At 63.4% G+C, this 25,383-nt stretch carries 23 protein-coding genes; 8 read left to right on the top strand and 15 right to left on the bottom strand.

Annotated features, from left to right (window positions below; translation table 11 throughout):
• Positions 1-115 precede the first annotated feature (115 nt).
• Entirely contained in the window at positions 116-2,014 is a 1,899-nt protein-coding gene (gene glmS / locus KUG43_RS06780) for a glutamine--fructose-6-phosphate transaminase (isomerizing) (protein WP_216907422.1), read from the bottom strand.
• 99 nt (positions 2,015-2,113) lie between these two features.
• Positions 2,114-2,359, bottom strand: a complete 246-nt coding sequence (gene psaC / locus KUG43_RS06775) for a photosystem I iron-sulfur center protein PsaC (protein ID WP_011377242.1) — start codon at positions 2,357-2,359, stop codon at positions 2,114-2,116.
• Positions 2,360-2,508: 149 nt separating this feature from the next.
• On the opposite strand from psaC, the gene acpP reads away from it, so the two are divergent.
• From acpP to tkt, 3 genes are all read left to right on the top strand, one after another.
• Positions 2,509-2,751, top strand: coding sequence for an acyl carrier protein (acpP, locus tag KUG43_RS06770; RefSeq protein ID WP_035833476.1), 243 nt, complete (start codon positions 2,509-2,511; stop codon positions 2,749-2,751).
• A gap of 7 nt (positions 2,752-2,758) precedes the next feature.
• Positions 2,759-4,006 (top strand): beta-ketoacyl-ACP synthase II, encoded by a 1,248-nt coding sequence (gene fabF, locus KUG43_RS06765; RefSeq protein WP_216907421.1) that lies wholly within the window; start codon positions 2,759-2,761, stop codon positions 4,004-4,006.
• 75 nt (positions 4,007-4,081) lie between these two features.
• Positions 4,082-6,100, top strand: a complete 2,019-nt coding sequence (gene tkt / locus KUG43_RS06760) for a transketolase (protein ID WP_216907420.1) — start codon at positions 4,082-4,084, stop codon at positions 6,098-6,100.
• A gap of 101 nt (positions 6,101-6,201) precedes the next feature.
• Here the strand turns inward: tkt and KUG43_RS06755 are convergent, their stop codons facing one another.
• Entirely contained in the window at positions 6,202-7,914 is a 1,713-nt protein-coding gene (locus KUG43_RS06755; protein ID WP_216907419.1) for a hypothetical protein, read from the bottom strand.
• 288 nt (positions 7,915-8,202) lie between these two features.
• Here KUG43_RS06755 and KUG43_RS06750 point away from each other — a divergent pair, with 288 nt between their 5' ends.
• From KUG43_RS06750 to KUG43_RS06740, 3 genes are all read left to right on the top strand, one after another.
• Positions 8,203-9,186 carry a glycosyltransferase gene (locus KUG43_RS06750; protein WP_216907418.1) on the top strand — a complete coding sequence of 328 codons (984 nt, stop codon included), beginning with the start codon at positions 8,203-8,205 and terminating at the stop codon, positions 9,184-9,186.
• Positions 9,187-9,265: 79 nt separating this feature from the next.
• The gene (locus tag KUG43_RS06745) at positions 9,266-9,577 is read left to right on the top strand and encodes a hypothetical protein (RefSeq protein WP_216907417.1); all 312 of its coding nucleotides are present in this window, start codon (positions 9,266-9,268) and stop codon (positions 9,575-9,577) included.
• A 270-nt stretch (positions 9,578-9,847) separates the two neighbouring features.
• Positions 9,848-10,915, top strand: coding sequence for a class I SAM-dependent methyltransferase (locus KUG43_RS06740; protein ID WP_216907416.1), 1,068 nt, complete (start codon positions 9,848-9,850; stop codon positions 10,913-10,915).
• On the opposite strand, the gene KUG43_RS06735 is transcribed toward KUG43_RS06740, so the two are convergent.
• From KUG43_RS06735 to KUG43_RS06710, 6 genes are all read right to left on the bottom strand, one after another.
• Positions 10,905-11,840: an NAD-dependent epimerase/dehydratase family protein gene (locus KUG43_RS06735; protein WP_216907415.1), complete on the bottom strand. Its 936-nt coding sequence runs from the start codon at positions 11,838-11,840 to the stop codon at positions 10,905-10,907. The two genes, KUG43_RS06740 and KUG43_RS06735, sit on opposite strands and share 11 nt — an antisense overlap.
• A gap of 45 nt (positions 11,841-11,885) precedes the next feature.
• Complete coding sequence (locus tag KUG43_RS06730) at positions 11,886-12,689, bottom strand: aldolase/citrate lyase family protein (RefSeq protein WP_216907414.1); 804 nt, start codon at positions 12,687-12,689, stop codon at positions 11,886-11,888.
• A 48-nt stretch (positions 12,690-12,737) separates the two neighbouring features.
• Positions 12,738-14,543, bottom strand: coding sequence for a thiamine pyrophosphate-binding protein (locus KUG43_RS06725; RefSeq protein ID WP_216907412.1), 1,806 nt, complete (start codon positions 14,541-14,543; stop codon positions 12,738-12,740).
• Complete coding sequence (locus tag KUG43_RS06720) at positions 14,543-15,640, bottom strand: 3-dehydroquinate synthase (protein WP_216907410.1); 1,098 nt, start codon at positions 15,638-15,640, stop codon at positions 14,543-14,545. The genes KUG43_RS06725 and KUG43_RS06720 overlap by 1 nt, the downstream gene beginning before the upstream one ends.
• Before the next feature lie 35 nt (positions 15,641-15,675).
• Positions 15,676-16,404 (bottom strand): SDR family NAD(P)-dependent oxidoreductase, encoded by a 729-nt coding sequence (locus KUG43_RS06715; protein ID WP_216907408.1) that lies wholly within the window; start codon positions 16,402-16,404, stop codon positions 15,676-15,678.
• A gap of 206 nt (positions 16,405-16,610) precedes the next feature.
• Positions 16,611-17,561 (bottom strand): glycosyltransferase family 2 protein, encoded by a 951-nt coding sequence (locus KUG43_RS06710; protein WP_286194492.1) that lies wholly within the window; start codon positions 17,559-17,561, stop codon positions 16,611-16,613.
• Positions 17,562-17,635: 74 nt separating this feature from the next.
• Between KUG43_RS06710 and KUG43_RS06705 the strand changes: the two genes are divergently transcribed.
• Positions 17,636-17,902, top strand: a complete 267-nt coding sequence (locus tag KUG43_RS06705) for a hypothetical protein (protein ID WP_216907404.1) — start codon at positions 17,636-17,638, stop codon at positions 17,900-17,902.
• Here the strand turns inward: KUG43_RS06705 and KUG43_RS06700 are convergent.
• The 6 genes from KUG43_RS06700 to rfbF are packed head-to-tail and all read right to left on the bottom strand — an operon-like array spanning position 17,899 to position 24,668.
• Positions 17,899-19,320, bottom strand: coding sequence for a hypothetical protein (locus KUG43_RS06700; protein WP_216907402.1), 1,422 nt, complete (start codon positions 19,318-19,320; stop codon positions 17,899-17,901). The genes KUG43_RS06705 and KUG43_RS06700 overlap by 4 nt on opposite strands.
• Before the next feature lie 21 nt (positions 19,321-19,341).
• On the bottom strand, positions 19,342-20,400 hold the full coding sequence (locus KUG43_RS06695) for an SDR family NAD(P)-dependent oxidoreductase (protein ID WP_216907400.1): 1,059 nt from the start codon (positions 20,398-20,400) through the stop codon (positions 19,342-19,344).
• 5 nt (positions 20,401-20,405) lie between these two features.
• Positions 20,406-21,272 (bottom strand): NAD-dependent epimerase/dehydratase family protein, encoded by an 867-nt coding sequence (locus KUG43_RS06690; RefSeq protein ID WP_216907398.1) that lies wholly within the window; start codon positions 21,270-21,272, stop codon positions 20,406-20,408.
• Positions 21,272-22,762, bottom strand: coding sequence for a lipopolysaccharide biosynthesis protein RfbH (rfbH, locus tag KUG43_RS06685; RefSeq protein ID WP_216907396.1), 1,491 nt, complete (start codon positions 22,760-22,762; stop codon positions 21,272-21,274). Before rfbH ends, KUG43_RS06690 begins: the two co-directional genes overlap by 1 nt.
• A complete protein-coding gene (gene rfbG / locus KUG43_RS06680; protein ID WP_216907394.1) occupies positions 22,759-23,892 on the bottom strand; it encodes a CDP-glucose 4,6-dehydratase in 1,134 nt (377 codons plus the stop codon). Before rfbG ends, rfbH begins: the two co-directional genes overlap by 4 nt.
• 2 nt (positions 23,893-23,894) lie before the next feature.
• On the bottom strand, positions 23,895-24,668 hold the full coding sequence (gene rfbF, locus KUG43_RS06675; RefSeq protein ID WP_216907392.1) for a glucose-1-phosphate cytidylyltransferase: 774 nt from the start codon (positions 24,666-24,668) through the stop codon (positions 23,895-23,897).
• A 153-nt stretch (positions 24,669-24,821) separates the two neighbouring features.
• On the opposite strand from rfbF, the gene KUG43_RS06670 reads away from it, so the two are divergent.
• The gene (locus KUG43_RS06670; protein WP_216907390.1) at positions 24,822-25,382 is read left to right on the top strand and encodes a J domain-containing protein; all 561 of its coding nucleotides are present in this window, start codon (positions 24,822-24,824) and stop codon (positions 25,380-25,382) included.
• Position 25,383 lies beyond the last annotated feature (1 nt).

Here is a 25,383-nt window from a genome sequence, read left to right as displayed (position 1 = left end):
TGGAAGGCTCTCGAGCCCCCTCCCCCCGGTGGGTGTCGGGCCTGTGACCCCCGAAGGTGGGCGTTGCCCGCGTCAGCGGGCGCGCCCACCGCAGGGCGTCACAGGACCGACACCCTCACTCGACAGTGACGCTCTTGGCCAGGTTCCGCGGCTGATCGACGTCAAGGCCGCGGTGGGCGGCGATGTGATAACTGAGCAGCTGCATCGGAATCACCGTGAGCAGGGGGCTGAGCAGCTCGTCCACCTCCGGCAGCGGCAGCAGCACGTCGAATAGTTCTGTGTCCGGGCAGGCTGGCGCCACCCCGATCAGCTGGGCATCGCGGGCCTTGGCCTCCTGGGCATTGGAGAGCACCTTCTCGAACACGGTTCCCGGCACGGCGATCGACACCACCGGCACCCGGGCATCGAGCAGGGCGATCGGGCCGTGCTTCATCTCCCCCGCCGGGTAGCCCTCGGCGTGGATGTAGCTGATCTCCTTGAGCTTGAGGGCCCCCTCCATGGCGATCGGGTAGTTGATGCCCCGCCCCAGGAAAATGACGTCCTGGGTGTCGGCGAACAGGTGGGCCAGCTCGGCGCAGGCGCGGTCGTGGTCGTCGACCAGCCGCTGCAGCACCGCCGGCAGCGCCCGCAGCTGCTCCGCCAAAGCCCGCAGCTCGGCGGGGGTGCGGCCGCCGCCCAGGGGGTGGGCCGTGCCGCCGCGGCGTTCGGCGAAGGCCAGCGCCAGGCCGTAGAAGGCCAGCAGCTGGCCCAGGAAGGTCTTGGTGGCGGCCACCCCCACCTCAATTCCGGCGCCGATGTCGAGCAGGTGGGGCACCAGGCGGCCGAGGGAACTCTCGGGGCGGTTGGTGATGCCCAGCAGTCGCGGCGCATAGGCCGGATCGGCCACCAGGAAGCGACGCTCCTGCTCCATCGCCAGGGCGGCGAGGGTGTCGGCCGTCTCGCCTGACTGGGTGACACCGATGGTGAGCGTGTGGGGCTCCAGCGGCGGCGGCGCATAGCGGAATTCGCTGGCGTAGAACACCGACGTGGGCAGCCCCGCCAGCTGCTCGAGCAGGTGGGCCCCCACCTGGGCCGCATGGCGGCTGGTGCCGCAGGCCAGGATCTGGATTCGCTCCACCCCCTCGTAGACGGACTCGTCCAGGGGGAGCGCCACCAAGGCTCCTTCGGGCAGGTGGCGGGCCACCCACAGGGCCATCGTCTCCGGCTGCTCGTGGATCTCCTTGTGCATGAAGTGGCGGAAGCTGCGCTTGTCCGCCACGTGCTCGGTGCCCACCAGCAGGGTGGGATTGCGCTGCACCCGCGTGCCGGCAGCGTCGTAGAGCTCGATGCCCAGGGGCGTGAGCAGGGCCACCTCGCCGTCCTCCAGGGGCAGGATCGTGCGGGTGAAACCCGCCAGGGCCGGTGTGTCGCTGGCGCAAAGAAACTCCCCCTCCCCCAGGCCGATCAGCAGCGGCGCCTGCCGCCGGGCCACCACCACGGCCCCGGGCACCGCCGCCCACACCACCGCCAGGGCATAGGCCCCCTGCAACAGGGGCAACACCTGCTGCAGGGCCTCCAGCAGCAGCGCCGGCGAGGCCACCGCCCCTTCCGCCTGCCGCTGCCGCAGCTGGCGGGAAAGCAGGTGGGGGATCACCTCGGTGTCGGTGTCGGAGCGGAACGCCACCCCTTCGGCCTGCAGCTGCTCCCTGAGGGTCCGGTGGTTCTCGATGATGCCGTTCTGCACCACGGCCAGCTGGCCGCTGCCGTCGAGGTGCGGGTGGGCGTTGCGCTCCTCCGGCTTGCCGTGGGTGGCCCAGCGGGTGTGGCCGATGCCGCACTGGCCGGGGGCCCCCCGCTCCTCGTAGCGGGCCGTGAGGTTGACCAGCTTGCCCTCGGCCTTTAGGCAGTGCAGGCCAGTCCCGTCAACGGTGGCGATGCCGGCGGAGTCGTAGCCGCGGTACTCCAGCTGGCGCAGACCTTCCAGCAGCTGGGGGGCCGCCTCCCGCGAGCCGATCAGGGCAACGATGCCGCACATAGGAGAAGCAATCCGGCGGGAAACGGGGGTGGGGGCCAAAAAAAAGCCCGGCGCTGGCGCCGGGCAAGAGCTTATGGGAGGGCAGCGGAGCCGCCGGCGTCAGTAGGCCAGGCCCATGGAGCGGCTGGTCTCGTCGCCCAGGTAGACGCGGATGCTCAGGAAGTCGGTGGGGCAGGCGGTTTCGCAGCGCTTGCAGCCGACGCAGTCTTCGGTGCGGGGTGAGGAAGCGATCTGGGCGGCCTTGCAGCCATCCCAGGGCACCATCTCGAGAACGTCGAGGGGGCAGGCACGGACGCACTGGGTGCAACCGATGCAGGTGTCGTAGATCTTGACGGCGTGGGACATGCCAGGGCCGGGAACGAACGGCGAGGTGCCCAAAGTACCCACACCGTTCCGGCGCAGGGCCAGACCCGACGTCGGCCGTCACCCTTGTTCATACGGCGAAAGGCCCCGACCGGGGCGACCCGTAGGATGCTGCCTCCCTCACAGCAGCTATGTCCCAGGAAGCGATCTTCGAGAAAGTCCGGTCGATCGTTGCCGAACAGCTCAGCGTGGAGGCTGACGAGGTCAAGCCGGAATCCAACTTCCAGAACGACCTGGGCGCTGATTCGCTCGACACCGTCGAGCTGGTGATGGCCCTGGAGGAAGCCTTCGACATCGAGATCCCCGACGAGTCGGCCGAAGGGATCACCACGGTGGGCGACGCCGTCAAATACATCCAAGAGAAGCAGGCCTGAGGCGTCCATGGTGGAGGGTCTCCGCCGCGTCGTCGTCACCGGCCTGGGCGCGGTCACACCGATCGGCAACAACGTCGCGGATTACTGGGAGGGGCTGATCAGCGGCCGCAATGGGGTGGCGCCGATCACCCTCTTTGATGCCTCCCGTCATGCCTGCCGCTTTGCCGCCGAAGTCAAGGACTTCGATACGGCGGGCTGGCTGGAGCCAAAGGAAGCGAAGCGCTGGGACCGCTTCTGTCAGTTCGGCGTGGTTGCCGCCAAACAGGCGGTGGCCGATGCCGGATTGAGCATCGACGACAGCAATGCCCAGCGGGTCGGGGTGGCGATCGGCTCCGGCGTGGGCGGGCTCCTGATGATGGAAACCCAGGCCCACGTCCTGGCCGACCGCGGTCCCGACCGGGTCAGCCCGTTCTGCGTGCCGATGATGATCCCCAACATGGCCACCGGGCTGGCGGCCATTGCCATCGGCGCCAGGGGTCCCAGCAGCGCCGTGGCCACCGCCTGTGCCGCCGGCTCCAATGCCATCGGCGACGCTTTCCGGCTGATCCAGATGGGCCTGGCGGACGTCATGGTCTGCGGCGGCGCCGAATCGGCGATCACCCCCCTGGGCGTGGCCGGCTTCGCCAGCGCCCGGGCCCTCTCGTTCCGCAACGATGACCCCGCCACGGCCAGCCGTCCCTTCGACGCCGAGCGCAACGGCTTCGTGATCGGCGAGGGGGCTGGGGTGCTGGTGCTGGAGAGCCTCGAGCACGCCACGGCCCGGGGCGCCAGCGTGCTTGGCGAGATCGTCGGCTACGGCATGACCTGCGACGCCTACCACTACACGCTTCCTTCCCCCGGCGGGGTGGGGGCGGCGGAGGCCATCCGGCTGGCCCTGGCCGATGCCCGGCTGGAGCCGGAGGCGGTGGATTACGTCAACGCCCACGGCACCAGCACCCAGGCCAACGACAGCAACGAGACCGCCGCCATCAAGTCGGCCCTCGGGGCCCACGCCATGACCATCCCGGTCAGTTCCACCAAGTCGATGACCGGCCACCTGCTGGGCGGCAGCGGCGGCATCGAGGCGATCGCCGCGGTGCTGGCGGTGGCCCACAACCAGGTACCGCCTACGATCAACTACAGCACGCCCGATCCCGCCTGCGATCTGGATGTGGTGCCCAACCAGGCCCGGGAACACAACGTCAACGTCGTGCTTTCCAACTCCTTCGGATTCGGCGGCCACAACGTCTGCCTCGCCTTCCGCCGGATGCCCTGATCACCCGACGCGCCAGCGCCTCGGGCCTCCCATCCCAGGAACACCTCCCTCTTCCCTGCACTCCCCCGTCAAGCCATGGTCGCCGCCACCACCACCCAGGTCGATAGCCACGTAGAGACGCTCTGCATCAACAGCATCCGCTTCCTGGCGGTCGATGCGATCAACAAGTCCAACTCGGGCCACCCCGGCCTGCCGATGGGCTGCGCTCCGATGGCCTTCTCCCTGTGGGACAAGGTGCTGCGCCACAACCCGAAAAATCCGCAGTGGTTCAACCGCGACCGCTTCGTGCTCTCGGCTGGCCACGGCTGCATGCTGCTGTACGCGCTGCTGCACCTCACCGGCTACGACAGCGTCACCCTGGAGGACCTCAAGCAGTTCCGTCAGTGGGGCTCCCGCACCCCCGGCCACCCGGAAACCTTTGAAACCCCCGGCGTGGAGGTCACCACCGGGCCCCTGGGCCAGGGCATCTCCAATGCCGTGGGCCTGGCGATCGCCGAAGCCCACCTGGCGGCCAAGTTCAACAGGCCCGACGCCAAAATCGTCGATCACTACACCTACGTGCTGATGGGTGACGGCTGCAACCAGGAGGGCGTCTCCAGCGAAGCGGCCTCCCTGGCCGGCCACCTGGGCCTGGGCAAGCTGATCGCCCTCTACGACGACAACCACATCACCATCGACGGCAACACCGGCGTGTCCTTCACCGAGGACGTGATGAAGCGCTATGAGGCCTACGGCTGGCATGTGCAGCACGTCGAAGACGGCAACACCGATGTGGCCGCCATCACCAAGGCGATCGAAGCGGCCAAGGCGGTCACCGACCGTCCCAGCCTGATCAAGGTCACCACCACCATCGGCTACGGCTCCCCCAACAAGGCCAACACCGCCGGCGTGCACGGCGCCGCCCTGGGTGCCGAGGAAGCCGAGCTCACCCGCCAGCAGCTCGAGTGGAGCTACGGAGCCTTCGAGGTGCCCGAGCCCGCCTACGAGCACTGGCGCGCCGCCATCCAGCGCGGGGCCGCCGATGAAGCCTCCTGGAACGAGAGCCTGGCCACCTACCGCAGCCGTTACCCAGCCGAAGCCGCTGAGTTCGAGCGCCTGCTGCGCGGTGAACTGCCCGAGGGCTGGGATGCGTCGCTGCCCGTCTTCACCCCCGCCGACAAAGGCCTGGCCACCCGCCAGCACTCCTACAACGCCCTCAACGCCTTCGGCCCCAGCCTGCCCGAACTGATCGGCGGTTCCGCCGACCTCACCCACTCCAACCTCACCGACATCAAGGGCGAGGCCAGCTTCCAGAAGGGCCATGAGGCCAACCGCTACCTGCACTTCGGTGTGCGGGAGCACGCCATGGCGGCGATCCTCAACGGCATCGCCTACCACAACAGCGGCCTGATCCCCTACGGCGGCACCTTCCTGGTGTTCGCCGGCTACATGATCGGCGCCATGCGGCTGTCGGCCCTCTCCCAGCTGGGCGTGATCTACGTGCTCACCCACGATTCGATCGGCCTGGGTGAAGACGGCCCCACCCACCAGCCCGTGGAAACCCTGGCCAACCTGCGCGCCATCCCCAACCTGCTGGTGATGCGCCCAGGCGACGGCAACGAGACGGTGGGGGCCTACAAGGTCGCCGTCACCAACCGCAAACGCCCCACGGTGCTGGCCCTCAGCCGCCAGGCCATGGTCAACCAGGCCAACTCCGCCGCCGACAAGGTGGCCCAGGGCGGTTACATCCTCGAGGACTGCAGCGGCACCCCGGATCTGATCCTGATCGGCAGCGGCACCGAACTCGACCTCTGCGTCAAGGCCGCCGCCCAGCTGAGCGCTGAAGGCAAAGCCGTGCGGGTGGTGTCGATGCCCTGTGTCGAGCTGTTCGAGGAGCAGGACGCCGCCTACCGCGAGTCGGTACTGCCCGCGGCCGTTCGCAAGCGCGTGGTGGTGGAAGCCTCGAGCTCCTTCGGCTGGCACAAGTACGCCGGCTTCGACGGCGCCACCGTCTCGATCGACAGCTTCGGTGCCTCCGCCCCCGGCGGTGTCTGCCTGGAGAAGTTCGGCTTCACCGTCGACAACGTGGTGGCCACGGCGAAGGCCCTGGGCTGAACTCTTCCCGGTCAAGAACACGAGCAAGGATGCATGGACAAGAAGCCGGGATTCCGATCTCGGCTTCTTTGGCTGTTGGCGAAACTTCTCAGCCTCGTCGGTTACTGGCTGGAGTTGACCTGTGGCTCGCTGATTCGTTCGTAGAGGATGCCCAGCTCGTTGCTCTGCCGCACTCGGTAAATCTCCAACAGATTGACGTTATGGCGTCGGGCGAGTTCAGCCAAGGGGGGGTAATCAGCCGCAGCCATCCCGCCGCCTTTGCTCGGGGAGGCCACATGGTCGAGAACGAATCGGGGCCTGCCCTGCGGAGCTGTCAGCGCATGGATGTACTGCTTCGTGTCGTGGTTGACCCAGGACAGAAGGAGTAGAACGCCGAGGTTGAGGTCGCTGATGTGGGTGTTATGAAGGCCGAGAAGGCGGGAGTTCAAGCCATAGAGATGAACACCTGCCTGATGGGTATCAGCAGGAAGCGAAGCCTCCTGTCTGTGGTTGCTATCCACGAGCTGGCGGTTCAACGTCAGGCCCGTACCAATCAGCAGCGTGATGATAGGGGAAAGGGCAAGAGGTGGGACCCACCAGGGGACTGTGAACGGACGGACAAGCCCTGATGCCGCAAACCTGGAAGATGAAGCGCTTGAGGTAAGGCCGGAGAAGTTGGCTAGCCCTGTAGCCATCACCACTACCGCTGTTGGGATCAGCAACAGGTAATAGTTCAACATGCCCTTGTTGGGCAGAAGGATCGCAGCAATGGTGGCCGCGGAGAGCAAGAGCGCCGCCATGAGGTAGTGGCGGGAATGGCTCCCATAGGGCTGTCGTCGCAAAAGGGGCACCAGCCACACAGACCAAGCCAGCAGGAATTGTGGGGCTTCAACAACCAGGGTGCGCAGAGTGGACAAGAAACCCATGAGCCGACCAGGAGCACTACCTGCCAAGGTGTAAACGTTGACGATTAACCAGACAGCCATCTCCCGGATTGCGAAACCAGACTCCCCCTTGCTGGCCCCATCAACATCAACGATGCCCATGTAGTCGCCAAAAAGCGATCCTGCCCTACCGAACAAACCAAACCCCCCCAGTCTGTAGACAAGAAGGTCAACCACTAGACAAGCCACCAGAGAAATGCACAGGAGCCGGAAGGCTCGTTGCCGGCCAAGACCGCCACCCATGATGAGAGCCCAGACCTGGGGCACAAGCTGGTATTTGAGATGAAACGCGCCGACCGAAAGCATGACAACCCCAGAAAGGGCCTTGAGCCCCGGAGGTCGGTGGACGAGCAAGGTCCAGATGCCCAGGAGCAACACACTGCCAAGGATCTCACCGTTGGGAGTCACTTGCGTCGTAGCCGTGTCCAAAGGGCGCAAAAGAAGCGGCGGACCGATGCAGAGGAAGCAAACGGCAACGGATGCCCCACGATTCAGCAGGGCCCGGCTACCGACGAAAGCCAGCAGAGCAATGAGGCCGACTGCAACCGACTGAACAAAGGCAATCGCTAGTCCATCCTGCAATGGAGGGGGGGTGCCAATGGCCCGGAGCAAGGCCAGAAGGGGCACGTAAAGCAGCGGATGGAGAAAACCCTGCGTGTACATGTCCACCACCTCAGTACCGGGAGGCATCTGCAGGTAGCGACGGGCCAGAGATGCGGCCACGTGTACGTCATCCTGGAATCCGCTTAAAATGACACCATGATGCAAGATACGAACAAGAACGGCAGTCGATGAAACGACAAAAAGCAGCAGGCTGATGCTCTGGTCCGTTGAGCTGAGCACAGATGACTTTGGCTCAGATGGATGAAGCCGTGGTGCGGCCAGGCCCATGAAACGGACTCGATTGTTCACCAAGATACACGACATGTACGGGGATCAAGGTCCCCACGGCTGCTTGGAAGAGAGCAAAGGGGCCAGGGATTTAACCCTGGCCTGAACAATTGGTGGACAGAATGGCAGCAGCCGGAATTCCATCTGGGGGCCATGGGGACGTGACCCCGCTCCTGAATCTGGCGCGTTGCAAGGGGAATGTCATGCACCAGGGCGAAAGGGCACAGGGAATCGGATGGCAATCGAGAATATTCGGCTAACGTAAGGAAAACAGCACTCGTCCGTAGCATGACATCCGATCGACTCGTATACGTAACGACGGCCTACAATGAGTCGCTGAATCTGGAGGAGTTGCATACTCGCTGTCGTCAAGCCTATGAGCAGATCAGAAAGGCCCTTCCAGATCCGGACGGGCTTGAGTTCGGAATGGTGATCGCCGACAATCACAGCAGCGATGAGAGTTTGGGAGTGATCGAGCGCATTGTCTCGAAGGATCCACATGTCATCGGTATCGCTAACAGCAGCAACTATGGACCAGAGGCCTCAGCAGTGAACGCCTTCAGGCATGCGGGCAATTGCAGCTTGATGATTTGCCTCTGCTCTGATCTTCAGGATCCTCCCGAGCAAAGTGTGGAGATGGTGGTGCGACTGCTTCATGACAATTCCAAGGATGCTGTGCTGGCTGTGAAGAGTCGGTCGGCGGGGGGGCCAATGCTGCAGATGGCACGCAGGACGTACTACAAAGCCTTGGGCTATTCCTCCAGGCTCCAACAGGTTCCCAGCGGGTTCCACGGCTTCGGCTGCTACCGCAAAGAAGTCGTGGAGGAGATCCTGCGCTACTGGGATGAGTCAGGGATGAACCTGCGCATGTGCATCGCCAACAGTTGCCATTCGCCCGTGCTGATTCACTACAGGCAGGCAGATCGAACACGTGGTACATCTTCGTATCGGGGCGCAGGCTATGCATTGGAAGCCATACGAGCTCTGCTGTCCGCAGACGCAGCCGCCAGTCGATTGGCGCTGACCATCGGGGGATTTGGGATTCTGTTTGCTTTCATGATGGCCGTGTTCCTACTCGCCAACTATTTGTCTGGGAACAGTCGCTACGAAGGCGGGATCCCGACGGTCATGGCCTTGGTTCTGGTCAGCTTTGGCCTGCAAATGCTGACCATGGCAGTTGTCTCTAGGCAGATTGAAGGACTACGCCTTTCCGGCTTCAGGCCGAAGCTCAGATATTCACTGATGCGACAGAACCAGAGCTCGAATGATTAGCCATTCATTCACCCGTTATGGACTCAACGGTATCGCATTTACCATTCTAGGCCCGGCTATTTTTTGGCTTGCCTATCCGATGGGCGCCTTTCTCGCCCTAGGAATTACAGAAGCAACCTGTCACATCCTAAGGTACTTCAGCTTTCGGTTTCTTGTTTTCCCCAAGAGCCAGGGATATCGGGTTTCCATACCGCGCTATATCATTTCGATCGTGCCAACGATTACGGCTGGAGTCATAACCGTAGCCATCTTCAAAGGAGTGATCGGCAGAACAGAGCTGACGGCACTTGGAGCCTTGATTTCTTTAATCGTTGGTTATGCATGGAGCACGCTTGTCTATAAACAAAAGATATCGACCAAGCGCACTGAGGAAGATGCATCTCAGCACTGAACCACCATTCTTGGAAAGGCGAGAACAAATGATGCCATCGGCGCCATTGGCAGTGTCGAGATTAGAAGCATTCTTAATGGGTCCGTACTAGCATGACCAAGATACAAACACCATCACACTGCGGTTCGCTGATCAGGGACACCAGTCTTCGAACTCTCAACCAAGGCCATTTCTGCAGAATCCATCATGAGACAGACTTGCCTCGTTTGCGGTCGTAAATTATCGGAGCCTATCCTTCACTACAGCGATCTCCCTTCAGGCGCTCAACAGATGCCAACGAAGGAAGAATTGACTTCAGACAAAGGAATCGACTTCAACGTGAGGCAATGCCTCTCTTGCGAGACACTGCAGCTTGACTGCGAACCAGTTGCGTATTATCGCGATGTGATCAGGGCGATGCCTGTCAAAGGAGTCTTTGCCAGTCTGAAGCTTGAGCTGTTCAAGGACTTTGCAAAGAAGTTTTCTTTGGAGGGCAAGCATCTGATCGAAGTCGGCTGCGGCAAGGGCGACTTCATCCAGCTCTTTTCCGGCGAATCGGTAAGGATCTCTGGAATTGAGCATGCGAATGCCTCCGTCCTCGCCGCACAAGGCAAGGGACTGAACGTCATTGAAGGATTTGTCGACTGCGCTGAAAGCCGAGTACCGAATGCCCCCTATGACGGCTTTCTCTCGATCAACTTCCTTGAGCACCAACCCGATCCATGCGGGATGCTGGCTGGAATTCACAGAAGCCTTATGGCCAATGGTGTTGGCCTGATTACGGTGCCAAGCTTCGATCACATTCTGCGCTATGACGCCTATTACGAGTTTGTCAGGGATCACCTGCTCTACTTCACAGAAACCACGTTGCGGCGCATGCTCGAAACGAATGGGTTTGACATCATGGAGATGGGCCTATTCAATGAAGATACGATTTATGCCTACGTCAGGAAGCGGCCTGCTGTTGCCTTGAGTGGGCTGGCCACCAACTACATGAAGCTGCGCAACGAGCTGAATGCGTTGATTGATGATCTCAAGGCCCAGGGCAGGCGCGTGGCCCTATGGGGAGCCAGCCATCAAGGCTTTACGATCATCGCCTGTGCGGGCATTGGAGAGAAGATTGAATACATTATTGATTCGGCAGGTTTCAAACAGGGCAAGTACTCGCCCGCTACGCACATTGAAATCATTTCTCCAGCTGAAGCCCTATCTCGGGCAGCCAATGCCATCATCATCGCCGCACCGGCGTACACCAAAGAAATCCTCGGCGTTATCCTGTCGACCTATCCATCGGATACGCATGTTTCTGCACTCAGGCAGGACGGGATTGAGGTTCTACATCAGCCGGTCAGCCATTGAGGCCAGCAGCGGTATCGGTGATCTGCTCGTCCAGCGTCAATGCGGAAAGCCCATACGTTGAGAGGAAGCCGAGGAAAGGTGCGGGATCAGAGGAGTAGACATGAGGAGTGAGACCCGGGTCAACAGACGAGACGGTCTCAGGAAGGCTGAATAACCTGCTGACTCTCTGTGCCAGGGATGTCAGGTCGGTTTCCTCGCTGACCGTGGCCAATGGAGCATCCAGGGGTGGATGGTTGCTTGCCAGCCACGCCCAGCCCGACGCCACAATGTTGCCGGCATGGCCAAAGCCTCGAACGACACGGTTCTTGGACTTCAGGATGATCTGGCTACCGTCCCGGGCTTTCAGAAGAAAGTCACCCAGGGCATAGATCTCGGGGTTCGTCATGAATCTGCCCGAGAGCGTATAGATCCTCAGGATGAGGCTGGCGGTGAGCTCTCTGATCCGGACCTCCTCCTCATACTTGAGGGCACCATAGGGGTTTTCTGCGATCTTCTCTTCAGAGGCGGGAACGGTGGGGTCAAAGGCTGCCGCGGCTCCGGAGGAGATGTTCACAGCCCTCACGCCTGGTGAATGCACAACGGCCTCGCAGACCAGCCTCGTGATCTCACGGTTGATCGCGATATAGGCGTCGACACCGACAGCATCCAACCCGGAGCGGGGGAAGAAGGCCGCATGGAAGAGATAGCCATAGGGCTCCTTCTTCGCATGCTCCGGCAGCTCGGCCAATGGGTGGACGGAATAATCGAACTGCTGGTCTTGTCCATAGGCTGTGGTGCTCAGCAAGCCTGGCTTGCTTGCATAAGCTCGGACCTGCTGACGAAAGACGTCTGGCTCAAGGATGCGCTGGAGTTCATGCAGGGCAGTTTTTCCCACCCATCCGGTAGCACCCGTGACCGCAATAAGCTTGGATTGAAAATCGGACATCAGCAGATGGAGTGGGGGTGAAACAGGCTTACCGTCAGGTCAGGATCAAGCGTCGCGCTCAAGGACCTTCCAACGACTCTCAAGCATCTCGATACGCATTTGATCTTCTTGATGCATCAAGCCATAATACTCACGTTTATTAAGTAGCCAGAGCAATTCAAAATGAACAGCTTGCAGCAAGGCTTCCGCGAGATCAGGAGAGTCAAGAGCTGATCCCTCGAAGACAACCTTGCGAGTTTCAAAGCGATTAAGGTGAACAGACTGGAATCTCTTCAGATTAGGGAACGCATCAATGGAGACAGCCCCACCAACAACGAACTCAAGGCCGGCATTGAGGCACTTCTTGGCGATATCCTCGCCAGCCTCAGTGACTTCGTGTCCTTCCAGTCCCTCCCTGCCAACGCCGAGCGAGCAGCTGAAGTCAACACGGCCAAACACGACGCCATTGCAGCCAACCGCCGCAGATGCTGCAGCAATCAGATCATCGATGCAGCGATAGGCTGCAATCGTTTCCACGTTGAACAAGAACTTGACATCCTCCTGGTCCTCGGGAGAAAAGACCTTGTTCTTCGCGGCAATGAATTTCCCCAATGCATAAGGTGATTCCACCATGGGGGCAATGATGTAATTGACACCAAATTGCCTTGCCTCAAGCATGTCACGGATAGCCTCGCAGCCACCCACCTTCAGAGCCATACCCACATCCGCCTTATGGGCAATTTCGAGCAGCCTCAGGAGCTCGTCCGTCCGGGTACCTTCAGCCTCAAACTCAGCCTTTGTTGCGACCACACCGAAACATTCTCTTCCGCGCTTAAGAATATCCAACATCTTCCGTTCATGAGCGTTCATAGATCTCGTGACGATTGGTCGAATCTTACCAGAAATGGACGCTTTTTATTACTCGGATGAGTGTAGGTATCGGTAAACACAAGATGCAATCTCGTCAGGGAGGTCGGGAGTCATCCTGTGAAGCGGATTGGATTCCATGCCACCTTGGGCACTGATACGGCTGGAGATTTTTGGGAAATAGCTTTGCTCCGGATCGATGGGTACAAGGAACAACGCTGGAGATGGACGCTCCCATAACTCAAGGAACACAGGATCGTCAGAACACCACCCAGCGGAGAGGGTGTGGACGGGCACGTCATAGGCCTTGCCAAGGAGCCTCCAATCGGGAAACCCCAGACCGGAACGGACGTCACAGCCAACATAGGAACCTTGAAAGTAGTTTTTCTGGGTCATGCGGATCGATGCATACCCCTCATTGCAGAACAGAAAGATCTTGAGATTCAGGTCGTTGACGGCGACCGTGGCCAGCTCCTGAAGGTTCTGACTGAACCCACCATCCCCCTCAACCAGAACGGTGCGATGGAGGCGGTCGGCGAGGGCCACACCGATCGCCGCCGAAAGGCCATAGCCCATGCTCGCCAGCCCCTTGTTCGTGAGCATCGTCTGGCCTTGACGCAGGTGAAAGGCCTGCATCATCACGGTGAAGGCACCGCCACTGCTGCAGGGAACGATGTGGTCGGAATCCCCACAGATCCTCGAGAGATCCATCACCATGTCGTAGGGGTTCAGATAGCCCTCCGCCGTGGCATTGCAGGCCTCAGAGAGGGGCAACAGGGATTTGACGTCATGGCAGAAGGCCAGCCATTCCGTGTGCTGGCCAAGATCATGACGGAGCAGCTGGCTCAGAAAGGCATCGGCATCGGCCTCAATGGCATCCGCCAGCGTCGGATTCGGCTTGGCAAGCTCGGCTGGGTCGATGTCGACCTGAATCACATCCCCCACCGGCAGGAACTCCTGCCAGTTGAAGCCTGTCTGCTGCAGCCCGAGCCGGGTGCCGATGGCAACCAGCAGGTCGGACTGCTGCAGCAGGATGTTGCTGTAACGCTGCCCCCAGGTGTTGGGCCGACCGAAGTAATTGGAATGCTCAGATCCATAGCGATCGGCCCCATTCCAGGTGGTCATCACCGGCAGCCCCAGGGATTGCAGGAGCGACTCCAGCTTCTGGGCACAGGGCCGCGAGACACCGCCACCGAGGAGCAGGACCGGCCGTTGGGATGCGGCGATGCGTGCCGTGACCCGGGGCACAATGGTGGCGATGTCGGGAATCGCGGCAGGGGTGGCAGGGGATGGCGGAGCCTCCGCTGCAGCGTCCCATTCTTCGGGGACCGGGTGGGCCTGAACATCCAGGGGCAGCTCCAGAAACACGGGTCCGGGCCGTCCCTGCCAGCTCAGGGACACGCTGGCCAGAAAGGACTGGCGATCAAGGGGCTCCCGCAGACAGAGACTTTGCTTGCACAGTGGCGTCGCCAGCGCCACACCGTCCACCTCCTGGATACCCAGCTGACGCAGGCCGGGAGGGGCAAGATCACTCACTTTGACCTGACCTCCGAGCAGCAGCAGCTCACGACTTTCCAGCCAGGCACCAGCCAAGCCCGTGAGGGCATTGGTCAGACCCGGGCCTGCCGTGACAAGGACAAAGGCCCGACCGATTCCTTGCGCAGCTGTTCCCGAATTCAGCGTGGCATTATGATGTTCAGCCCCAATGACAGACGCGACCTCGTGAACTGTTGGTACGCACACCATCTGATGACGGGCTGAATTCAGCAGATGCATAATATTTCCCCCTGCAACAAAATAGCAGTGGGTGAACCCCGCAGATTGGAGCCACTGAAGCATCACATCGGAGTATTTCATCAAACAATCTCCAGGGGAACGTAAGAAACAGCCTGCAAGGCCTCCTCCATGGCGAGCTGAATGTCTGCCAATTGAGGGGCGCCGGCTGGGGTCGTGATTTCCTCTACCCCAAGCTCCACACCGCTGGAAGTCGGTACGATCAGGTGATAGTAACCGGAGGAATGCTTCTTGTCAGCAAGAAAAGCACGACGGAAGCGTTCTGGCTCAAACAATTCAACAGCCGTCGGATCCAGGGTCGGGTGCAGGAGCTGGAGGCAATGATCCCAGAGCGGAATACAACAGGACGGTGATCCAAGGAAGCGGACCGCTGCCATCATCCCCAGGGCCACCGCCAACCCGTGGGGAATGGCGAATTGGGTGGCCGATTCCAGGGCGTGCCCCCAGGTGTGGCCAAAGTTGAGGCATCGCCTCTCGGCTCGGTCGAATTCGTCCTTCTCAACAAACCACTGCTTGACCAGCAAGGTGGCATGCAGCAACGCGGTCAGATCATGCTCGCTCCAGGCCCCGGACAGAACAGGCTGCACCAGCTCCAGATACCTGGAAAAGGTCTCAGGTCCACGGCAGAACGCAATCTTGGCAGCCTCTGCAGCTCCTCCTGCCATCTCCACGGGAGGCAGTGTGCGTGCGAAGACAGGGAGAATTTTTATGCACCGAGGAGGGTGGAAGTTGCCAATCAGATTCTTGAAAGCGCCGACATTGATCGAGCTCTTGCCTCCCATACAGGAATCTGCCATGCCCAGGAATGTGGTCGGCACATAGTCCCAGGCGATGCCTCGCATATACAGCGAGGTTACGAACGTGGCGATGTCCTGAATGACGCCACCCCCCACGGCGAGCAGGCGGGACCCACGACCGAGACCGGCCTGTTTGAGCGCGACGAACAGCTCGATGATCTGCGGCAGGGACTTGGCTGCTTCGGTGGCCTCAACGAAGATGACTGGCTGGCCTTCCGGAAATCTTATCCTGTCCCGGAAGAACGCATCCATCAGGATGAGGTCCGCCTCGGGATGCCATGACCCGAGATCGGTCAGCCCATGGAAGTCGATGGTGTAGTTGGAAAGTGAGCTTCGGATGACGATGGATGGAACCGAAGCCATGGGAAGGGAAGTCATGAAGCTTGATAGGCGATTGTTTATGTGTGTTTGAAGCCGATGAAACCGCCATCCACAGTCAGGAACTGGCCCGTCATGAATCGATTTGAGGGACCGACGAGGAAGGCCGTGGCTTCGGCGATGTCCTGGGGTTGCGCGAGGCGGTTCAGTGCCGTCTGGGACGTGATCGCATCAATCTGTTCTGGGGACAGGTGACGTCGTGTCATCGGTGAGTCCACCACACCTGGAAGAATTGCATTGATCAGAATGCCTTTCGCACCAAGATCCATAGCGCATGACTTCACGAGGCCCTGGAGTGCAGCCTTGGATACGGTGTAAGAGAGTTTTCCAAGCCGACTCTCCAGCTGCCAGATTGAACTGATGACGCAGAGGCGACTGCCGCGCTGCAGTCGCCCAGCCAACAGCAAAGCCGAAAGGCTGGCGGCAATGAACACAACATTGCATTGCCAGAGCCTCTCGAAGGTGGTCGGATCAAAATCAGCGATCGAGTCACTGGCATTGAGACCGTGGGCCCACACAACCGCATCTAGCGGTGGCAAGGCCGAAAACAGGTCGGCACTCGGTGGTTCTGCATAGGAGAGGGCAACGTGGGAACGCGCACTCTCTGAGGAGGAAACGGCTGCCGAGCCAGCCGTGTGGAGGTCGTCACCCCTGGCCGTCAGTGCTGCGGCAATGGCAGAACCCAGGGCACCACCGGCGCCGAATACCAGCACATTGCGGGTCTGCTCTTGTGGAGGAACGGGGCTCATGGAACCGTGACCACTGCGTCGCCATCAGGCAGCAGCGGCTGGAATCCGGCCCCTTGGCGCAAGGCGTCTTGGCACAGCCTCGATGAGTGGCGCATGTTGGCCAGCAGCAGGAAGCGTTGCAGAAACCAATGGTAAGGGGACTGCTCGGTTTTTTCAGGGCCTGGGCGGCTGGTGGGACAACGGGGGAACCCCTAACAGGAGTCGGCTCAGCCCTGGCGGGACGGCACGTTGTGGCGGCTGCGCTCCACCACCAGGGGGAGGCGCAGGGTGCGCTGGTTGATGAAGCCGATGTATTCGCCCAGGATGCCGAGGGCGAACATCATGGTGCCGGCGAAGAACAGCGCCGAGACCGACAGCATGGCCACACCGAACTGGAAGCTCTCCCAGAAGACCAGCTTGCTGACCATCACCACGAACGACAGCAGAATCGAGAGGGCCCCGAGTGACAGGCCGGCGGTGGTGATCAGCCGCATCGGCTTGCGGGAGGAGGTGACGATGCCGAGCACACCGAAATCCACCAGGAACGAGAGTGAGGCAGAACTGCTGCCTCCCTTGCGATCGGCGCTCACGTAGGGAATCGTCGACCACTTGAAGCCGATGGCGCAGACCAGCCCCTTGATGAAGGGGTAGGAATCGATCGATTGCCGCAGGGCCAGAATCACGGAGCGGTCATAGATGCCGAAACCGGTGGTGTCCCGCACCATCGGATAATCGGAGAGCCAGGAGAGGGTGGCGTAGTAGATCTTCTTGCAGAGGAACAGGATCGGGCTCTCATGGCTGGAGCGCCGGACGGCGAAGACCACCTGATTGTCCCCCTGCTTCCAGGCCGTGATCAGATCGGCCACCAACTCGGGTGGATCCTGCAGATCCGCCATCAGAAAGACATTGGCATCGGCATCAGGGACCAGCAGGGCATTGGCGGAGGAGCGAACAAAGCCAAAGTTTGAGACATTGCGAATCAGGCCGATCCGTGAATCCCTTGCCGCCAAACCCTCGATCAGAGCGACCGTGTGGTCAGTGGAGCAATTATCAGCGAAAACAATCGAGAAGACATCGTCCGGAAACTGCTCAAGGACCTTGGCAAGCCTCACATAGAGAGCTTCGACATTAGAGGACTCGTTGTAACATGGAATGCAAATGGCGATATGATGGCCCAATGTTGACAAAAAGCATGCTGCAGGCAGTGTATCTTTTGGCTGCCGTTCTCGCCGCCTGCCTGGGCCAATTCATCTTGCGGATCCGTCCTCCGGCCGAGGGCATCCGCACCACGATCCTCTACCTGGTGGCCTCGCTGCTTTGCTACGGCGCCTCCTTTGGAATCACGGCCCTGGTGCTGCCTGCCGCCGACCGAAAACTGGCGGTGCTGATGCTGAGCCTGCAGTATCCGCTGCTGTATGTGCTCTTCGCGATCAAGGATTCGGCCGCGCTGCAGCCGGCCAGCGTGGTGGCGATCACCCTGGGCTACGCAATCGTCGCCGTGGGGATGTTCGGGCGTTAGGAACGCGCGGCGCAGAGCCTGGCCCTCTGCCGCTCACCCAGTCGGAAATTCCAGGTCGGCCCGCCATAGATCTGGATCAGCGTCGGCTGGGGGCTCCCACACAAATCACGGAGCTGGTCGGCATACTCCAGCGTCCGCATCTCTCCGGTGGGCGTTATGAATACGATGGGCCTGGGGACGACGTTGTTGTGATAAAAGACCAGCGTCAGCACCAGCCAGATCGCCAGGGCACGGCAGGCGGTGCTCTGGCGGGTGCGGTGCTCCCGGGCCAGCAGCACGAACGCGATCAGCAGCACTGACAGGAACAGGACGGTGTTCCAGTAGAAGAAGCGCCCGCCCGCATCTTCGACGCTCAACATCTTCAGGTCCACCCCGCGACGGGTGGCCACCAGCAGGCTGGAGAAGGAGAGCACCAGGGTGGAGAAGATGGCCAGGTAGAGCAGGGCCGGCTGGCCCATGCGCCCCGTCACCACCCGCACGGCCAGCACCACCAAGGCCAGCACCCCAAGCACGGCCAGCAGCTGCAGGGGATCGGGTAGATCCCGCAGGTACCACCAGGGCTTGTAGCCCCCCAGCAGCGGGGCGATCAGGTGCACCGTGAACCAGTCGAGCAGCACGGCGGGCCGCGTCAGCAGCCTGGCCAGCGCCTGGGTCGTCGACAGGGGGTAGGTGGTCTGCAGCTGGGAGAAGTAGAGCTGCAGGGAAGAGAGCAGCACCGGCAGGCTGAGCCACAGGGGCCTGATCGGCAGCCGGCGAGGGCGCAGGCCAGCGAAGATCAGCAGCGGGATCGTGTAGATGGCCATGAACGGGCCGGTGAGGGCCGCCACCAGCCCATAGGACAGCAGCAGTCCCTTGAGGAGGGGTGATCGGAAGGCCTCCGGGCGCCCGCTCCCCTGCTGGGCCACCGCGCCGTAGGCGATCAGGATGAACCCAAGCGGGAAGAAGATGTAGGCATTGGGCAGGTTGAGATAGGTTTCGCCGGCGTAGGGGTAGAAGACGTAGGGGATGTAGGCCAGCCGCATCAGCCGGCTGAACACGTTGGAGGCGATCAGGGCCTCCACGCTGACCAGGGGCAGCAGCCAGGACCCCCAGGCCACCAGCAGGAAGAAGCCGGGATAGGCCAGCGGCGAGAGCAGGTTCACCGCCGTCAGGGCGCTGATCCGCTGGAGCAGATGGCTGTAGCCCGCATAGAGCTGCAGAAGCGATCCGGCGCCCTGGTCGATGGCCTGCTGCAGGAAGACCGAGCCATCCTCCGCATAGAGGGTGGGCGCCAGGGAGACGGAGGGGCGACGCAGGTGGTAGGCGAGGGCGCAGAGGCCGATCAGGGCGGCGGAGACGAGCAGGCCGTGGAGCCGGGGGGGCAGGCGCCGCTCGGCTGACTGGCGGAACTGCTGGATCTGCTGCATGAGGGTGGCCATGGGTGCGCGCAACGGCTCCGCTCAGGCCGGCATGAGGTTGGTTTCGGTCCAGGCGAGCATGCGGCTGACGCCGTCACGGCAGGAGATGGCCGGCGACCAGCCCAGGAGGCGCTGGGCCTTGCCGATGTCGGCGATGAAGCAGTCCTGGTCGCTGGCGCGGCGGGGGGTGGGCGTGTACACCAGCGGCGGAATGGCCTGCAGCTCGGCGAGCAGGGCGAACAGCTCCAGCAGGCTGAGGGAGTTGGCGGCGCCGCCGCCGATGTTGAAGATCTCGCCGGTCATCCGCTCCCGGTGCTCGTAGGCGGCCCGATAGAGACGGATCAGGTCGTCGGCGTGGAGCACATCGCGCACCTGCTTGCCGGTGCCGGCGATGGTGAAGGGCTCGGGGGCCACACCGGCCTGGTGGGCGCGCTTCTGTTCGATCGCCTTCTGGCAGAACCAGCCCACCCAGCCCTGGTCGAAGGAGGCGAACTGGCGACCGCCGAAGATCGAGGAGTGGCGGAACACCACCGTTTTCAGTCCATAGACGCGGGCCCAGTCGCGCACGTACTGATCCGCCGCCCCCTTGGAGCAGCCGTAGGGGGTGGAGAAATCGAGGCCGAGGGCTTCGTCGAGGCCTTCGGGGTGATCGGGGAGGCGGTAGCGGGTGGGGGTCTCCTCGTAGCGGAGGCCCTCCAGATCGCCGTAGACCTTGTTGGTGCTGCTGTAGGCGATCAGTGCCTGCGGGGAGAGGGCCCGGGCCGCCTCAAGCACATGGAACGTGCCCAGCACGTTGGTCTGCAGGTCGCGGGCGGGATCGGTCAGGGAGGTGGTCATCGCCACCTGGCCGCCCACATGGGCGATGTAGTCGAAGGGGGCGTGGCGGCGGAAGACGGCCATCACGGCCTCGGCCTCGGCCAGGTCGCCCTGGATGAAGTGGAAGCGCCCGGGGGCGGCCTGGGACTCCAGCCAAGCCAGGTTGGCCGCCGAACCGCGCCGGAACAGGGCATCGAGCACGATCACCTCGGCGCCTTCCTGCAGGTAGGAGGAGGCCAGGTTGGAGCCGAGGAAGCCGCAACCGCCGGTGATCAGGACCTTCATCGGATTCAGGGCAGAGGGGACGCGGGAAGCCTCAAACCAGCCAGGTCCGGAACGTATCGCTCGATCTGATCGGGGCGGTCGGGAAGCACACCGGGGCGCAATCTACCGGTCGCCCCCAGGCGGCTCCACTCCGCCTCAGCGAAGGCCAGCAGGCTGGTGGCGACGCCCGAGCCGATGTTGGTCACCAGGGGGCGGCCCGGGTCCACATCGAGCCGGCTGCAGGCCGCCAGCAGGTGGGCCGCCACGGCGGTGACGGGCACGAAATCACTGACCTGGCGGCCGGAGGTCATGGGGAAATCCTCCCCGGCCAGGGCGGCGCGCCGCAGGGAGGGCCAGAAGTTGCCCGCGAACTGGCCCTCGCCGTAGGCGGTGAAGATGCGCCCGTAGAAGAGCTCCAGGCGCCGCTCGATGGCGAAGGTGCGCAGCAGCTGGAAGGCCGCAGCCTTGCTGGCCCCATAGGCGCTCAAGGGCTCCAGGGGGGCATCGGGGGGAATGGCCGCAAAGCGGCGGGCGGCGTTGCCGTACTCGTGGCTGGTGCCGGTGACGACGCAGCGACGCACCCCCGCCGCCGCCGCCAGCTCCAGCAGCCGCAGGCTGCCGGCCACGTTGGCCTGCACCAGCTCGGCCCACGGCACCTGCTTCGGGCTGACGCCCGCCGAGGCCAGGTGCAGCACCGCCTCCACCCCCTCCAGATCGGAGGCCGGGAGGGTGAGCAGATCGCCCTCGCACCACTGGGGCTGGCACGGCAGGGGAATCACCGGGGCGGAGGCGGGGCTGCGGCGCAGGGCCCGCACCTCATGCCCCGCCGCCAGGGCCGCCGCCAGCACGTGGGAGCCGATGAAGCCGGTGCCGCCGGTGAGGAACAGCCGCATCAGGCCTGGCAGAAGGCCCGGATCACGTCGATCTCCTTGGCCAGCATCGGCGCCGTGAGGCCCGGGTAGGTGCCAAGGAAGAGGGTGTCGACCATGATCGCGTCGGCGCCGGCCAGATCGCCCACCACCCGCAGGGCGTCGGGGCGATCGGCGCGCAGCTGCACGAAGGCCGGCTGGCGCACCAGGTTGCCGCCGAACAGCATGCGGTTGCCGATGCGGTGGGCATCGAGCTCCCGGGCCAGGTCGGTGCGGCGGAAGGGGGCGTCGGGCTTGACGGCGATCTTGAAGCCGAACCAGGAGCAGTCGGTGCGGCAGCCGCTGGCGTCCCAGGAGAAGCCGGTCTGCGGATCCCAGCCGGTGGCGTGGGTGGGCAGGGAGAACTCCAGCACGTGCTCGGTGGCCACCAGCCCTTCGCGCAGGGTCTGCCAGTTGCGCTTGCGGGCCTCGATGAACTCCGGCAGGCGGCGCAGCTGCACCCGGCCGATGGCGGCCTGGGGATCGAGGGGTTTGAGGTTGAAGCCGAGGTGGCTGTAGATGTACTTGTGGTCGTAGCCGGCGGGCAGTTCGCCCAGCTGCCAGTCAAAGCGCTTGCCGCAGGTGTCGTCCTTGCCGGAGGGGCACCAGCAGTCGCGGCCCCAGTCGCGGAAGCTCTCGGCCACCACCTTGAGCTTCTGGTCGCGGACGATGTTGACGGCGCCGCCCTCGCCCATGGTGAGGTGGTGGGGCGGGTAGAAGCTCTGGGTGCTGATGTCGCCCCAGGTGCCGGTCCAGCGGATGACGCGGTCGGGGCCCTCATCGAGGCCGGGGCTGTTGTCGCTGAAGCCGAGGGATTCGGCCAGCTCCCGGGGCATGGAATAGGAGCAGCCGAGGGCGTCGCAGTTGTCCTCCACCAGGTAGAGGTCGTGGGCGCGGCAGAAGCGCAGCACGGCCGCCAGGTCGAAGGGGTTGCCCAGGGCGTGGGCCATCATCACGGCCTTGGTGACGCCGGGGGTGAAGGCGGCTTCCAGCTGGTCGCAGCGGGCGTTGCCGGTGATCGGATCGGCGTCGATGAACACCGGCACGGCGCCCACCTGCAGGATCGGCGCCACGGTGGTGGGGAAGCCGGCGGCCACGGTGATCACCTCATCCCCGGGGCGCAGGCGCCGCTCGGCGGGCAGGCGGTGGGAGGTGAGGGCCGAAATGGCCACGAGATTCGCCGAGGAGCCGGAGTTCACCAGCAGGCTGTGGCGCACCCCGAGGAAGGCGGCCAGCTCGCTCTCCATCGCGGCGCCTTCCGTGCCGAGGGTGAGCCAGAAGTCGAGGGTGGTGCCCACGGCCGCTTCGACTTCGTCTTCGGTGAAGACCCGGCCGGCGTAGGGGATCGTCTGGCCGTCGGCGTGGGGGGTGCGATCCGGGTCATCGCCGGGGCGGAAGCCGGCGTGGGCGCGGCGGGCGTAGTCGCGGGTGAGCCGGAGGATCTCCTGCTTGAGCTGGTCGAGGTCGGCGGTCATGGGGTGGATCGGCCCGGCGGGCAGCAGGCGAGATAGGCGGTGAGGTCGTCGAGGCAGCAGGACACGGGGTCGTCGCCGGCTTCGATCACGCGGCGATACCACTGAAGCGTGCGGGCGGTGGTGGTCGCGAAATCCCAGCGGGGCGACCAGCCGAGGCGGTGATGGGCCTTGTCGACCACCAGATTCAACAGACCGGCCTCGTGGGGGGCGGTGGGGTCAGAGGCATCGATCCAGGTGCCGGGCCAGTGGAGCAGGGCCTGCTCCACCAGCTCCTGCACGGGCCGGTTGGCCTCCAGCTGGGGCCCGAAGTTGAAGGCTTCGGCCATGGCCAGCCCATCGGACGGCTCGGCGAGGGCCTCGGCCAGGGCCAGGTAGCCGCCGAGGGGTTCAAGCACGTGCTGCCAGGGGCGGGTGGCGCCGGGGTTGCGCAGGGTGATGGGCTCACCGGCGCGCAGGCAGCGGACGGTGTCGGGAATGATGCGGTCGGCGGCCCAGTCGCCACCGCCGATGACGTTGCCGGCCCGGGCGCTGGCCAGGCGCAGGTGGGGCGACTGGTGGGGCAGGGTGCCGCAGTAGCTGGCGCGCCAGGAGCTGATGGCCAGCTCGGCGGCGGCCTTGCTGCTGCTGTAGGGGTCGTGGCCGCCAAGGGGATCGTTCTCCCGGTAGCCGTAGAGCCATTCGTTGTTGCGGTACACCTTGTCGGTGGTGATCAGCACCGCGGCGCAGGGCTGGGCCAGGGGCCGCAGGGCCTCGATCAGGTGGATGGTGCCCAGCACGTTGGTTTCCCAGGTGAGCACCGGTTCGGCGTAGCTGCGCCGCACCAGGGGCTGGGCCGCCAGGTGCAGCACCACCTCCGGCTGGACGGCCGCCACCAGCTCGCGGAGGGCGGCCGGATCGCGCAGATCCCCCACGTGGTGATCGAGGCGGCCGGCCAAGTCGAGCTGGTCGAACAGGGAGGGTTCGGTGTCCGGCGCCAGGGCGAAGCCGGTGACGCGGGCCCCCAGCTCGCAGAGCCAGAGGGCCAGCCAGCTGCCCTTGAAGCCGGTGTGGCCGGTGAGCAGCACGCGTTTGCCCTGCCAGAAGGCGGGATCGGGCTGCTGCCAGGCCCGCCGGGGGGAGGTGCTGGCCATGGTCAGCTCCAGATCTTCCAGGGGGCGCGGCCCTGCTGCCAGAGGTCTTCGAGGCGCTGGCGGTCGCGCAGGGTGTCCATGGGCTGCCAGAAGCCGCGGTGCTTGAAGGAGTTGAGCTGGCCCTGGGTGGCCAGGGCCTTGAGGGGGGCCTGCTCCCAGACGCACTGGTCGCCGTCAATCAGGTCGATCACGGGGGGCTCGAGCACGAAGAAGCCGCCGTTGATCCAGGCATTGTCGCCGTCGGGTTTCTCCTCGAAGTCGGTGACCACATCGCCGTCGAGGTGCAGGGCGCCGTAGCGGCCGGGGGGCTGGACGGCGGTGAGGGTGGCCTGCAGCCCCTGGCGCTGGTGGTGGGCGATCAGGGCGGTGATGTCCACATCGGCGACGCCGTCGCCGTAGGTGAAGCAGAAGGACTCGTCTTCCGGGAGGTAGCTGCGCACCCGGGCCAGCCGGCCGCCGGTGAGGGTGGCATCGCCGGTGTCGACCAGGGTGACCTTCCAGGGTTCGGCCTTCTGGCGGTGCACTTCCATATGGTTGAGATCCATATGGAAGGTGACATCACTGGTGTGCAGGAAATAGTTGGCGAAGTATTCCTTGATCACATAACCCTTATAGCCACAACAGATGATGAAATCGTTGATGCCGTGGTGGCTGTAGATCTTGAGGATGTGCCAAAGGATCGGCTTGCCGCCGATCTCCACCATCGGCTTGGGCCGCAGGTGGGTCTCCTCGGCGAGTCGTGTACCCAGTCCACCGGCCAGGATGACGGCTTTCATCAGGCAGCAACGGGCCAGGCAGGCGGCGGCAACCTAGCAAAGGTGCCGCTGACCACCGGCGCAGGCAGGCAGGCGAAAGACGACAGTTTCCTAAGCCCCCAGGCAACGCCACAGGCCACTGGGCAGCATGAAACCCCTTTCCACCACTGGCCTGTGGCCGCCCGAAGCAAGAAGCTGACGCTGACGGAGGTCAGGGTGTTGATCCAGGCGCTCCTGGCAAAGCCGGACCTGGGCGAGGCCGACCTGCTGGCCTTCGCGCAGACGATCAACGGGGCAGCGTTCAAGGATCCGCCACCACCGAAACCCAAGCCCCCCACCGCCACCGAAATCAAGAACAAGGTGCTGGCCCACTTCCACTGCAAGACCGTCACCCAGCTGCGCAAGGACAAGAACTTCCAGCTCTCAATGACGGGCGAAGAGGTGGCGCTGAAGACCAAGGACGACTGGCTGGTGCTCTACCGGCGCTTCATCGGCATTCCGGCCAACGAACGGAACCTGGAGGACGGACCCACCGTGATCAACGGCATCGACGTGCTGCAGCACTTCCGGCCCTGGGTGGTGTTCGGCCTCGACCCGAAGACCGCCACCGCCGATGAGGTGCGCGAAGCGTTCCGGCGCCTGATCCAGGTGCACCACCCCGACCACGGCGGCGATCCCCGCGTGGCGGAACGCCTGCAGACCATGAAGGACTCGATCCTTGCCCTGATGCCCTGAA

Origin of the sequence: Synechococcus sp. CCY 0621, from assembly GCF_019038465.1 — a bacterium.
Lineage (GTDB): Bacteria > Cyanobacteriota > Cyanobacteriia > PCC-6307 > Cyanobiaceae > Cyanobium.
Note: the sequence above shows the minus strand (reverse complement) of the source record. Positions and strands in the feature narration are given on the sequence as shown.

What these genes read in the sequence shown, in the direction of transcription:
- KUG43_RS06740 (WP_216907416.1), top strand. Translation starts at nt 9,848, where the DNA reads ATGCCAACGAAGGAAGAATTGACTTCAGACAAAGGAATCGACTTCAAC.
- KUG43_RS06715 (WP_216907408.1), bottom strand. Translation starts at nt 16,404, where the DNA reads ATGAGCCCCGTTCCTCCACAAGAGCAGACCCGCAATGTGCTGGTATTC.
- KUG43_RS06695 (WP_216907400.1), bottom strand. Translation starts at nt 20,400, where the DNA reads ATGAAGGTCCTGATCACCGGCGGTTGCGGCTTCCTCGGCTCCAACCTG.
- KUG43_RS06735 (WP_216907415.1), bottom strand. Translation starts at nt 11,840, where the DNA reads ATGTCCGATTTTCAATCCAAGCTTATTGCGGTCACGGGTGCTACCGGA.
- KUG43_RS06755 (WP_216907419.1), bottom strand. Translation starts at nt 7,914, where the DNA reads ATGGGCCTGGCCGCACCACGGCTTCATCCATCTGAGCCAAAGTCATCT.
- KUG43_RS06750 (WP_216907418.1), top strand. Translation starts at nt 8,203, where the DNA reads ATGACATCCGATCGACTCGTATACGTAACGACGGCCTACAATGAGTCG.
- KUG43_RS06725 (WP_216907412.1), bottom strand. Translation starts at nt 14,543, where the DNA reads ATGAAATACTCCGATGTGATGCTTCAGTGGCTCCAATCTGCGGGGTTC.
- KUG43_RS06690 (WP_216907398.1), bottom strand. Translation starts at nt 21,272, where the DNA reads ATGCGGCTGTTCCTCACCGGCGGCACCGGCTTCATCGGCTCCCACGTG.
- KUG43_RS06720 (WP_216907410.1), bottom strand. Translation starts at nt 15,640, where the DNA reads ATGGCTTCGGTTCCATCCATCGTCATCCGAAGCTCACTTTCCAACTAC.
- rfbG (WP_216907394.1), bottom strand. Translation starts at nt 23,892, where the DNA reads ATGGCCAGCACCTCCCCCCGGCGGGCCTGGCAGCAGCCCGATCCCGCC.
- glmS (WP_216907422.1), bottom strand. Translation starts at nt 2,014, where the DNA reads ATGTGCGGCATCGTTGCCCTGATCGGCTCGCGGGAGGCGGCCCCCCAG.
- acpP (WP_035833476.1), top strand. Translation starts at nt 2,509, where the DNA reads ATGTCCCAGGAAGCGATCTTCGAGAAAGTCCGGTCGATCGTTGCCGAA.
- psaC (WP_011377242.1), bottom strand. Translation starts at nt 2,359, where the DNA reads ATGTCCCACGCCGTCAAGATCTACGACACCTGCATCGGTTGCACCCAG.
- KUG43_RS06730 (WP_216907414.1), bottom strand. Translation starts at nt 12,689, where the DNA reads ATGAACGCTCATGAACGGAAGATGTTGGATATTCTTAAGCGCGGAAGA.
- rfbH (WP_216907396.1), bottom strand. Translation starts at nt 22,762, where the DNA reads ATGACCGCCGACCTCGACCAGCTCAAGCAGGAGATCCTCCGGCTCACC.
- KUG43_RS06700 (WP_216907402.1), bottom strand. Translation starts at nt 19,320, where the DNA reads ATGGCCACCCTCATGCAGCAGATCCAGCAGTTCCGCCAGTCAGCCGAG.
- fabF (WP_216907421.1), top strand. Translation starts at nt 2,759, where the DNA reads ATGGTGGAGGGTCTCCGCCGCGTCGTCGTCACCGGCCTGGGCGCGGTC.
- rfbF (WP_216907392.1), bottom strand. Translation starts at nt 24,668, where the DNA reads ATGAAAGCCGTCATCCTGGCCGGTGGACTGGGTACACGACTCGCCGAG.
- KUG43_RS06745 (WP_216907417.1), top strand. Translation starts at nt 9,266, where the DNA reads ATGGGCGCCTTTCTCGCCCTAGGAATTACAGAAGCAACCTGTCACATC.
- tkt (WP_216907420.1), top strand. Translation starts at nt 4,082, where the DNA reads ATGGTCGCCGCCACCACCACCCAGGTCGATAGCCACGTAGAGACGCTC.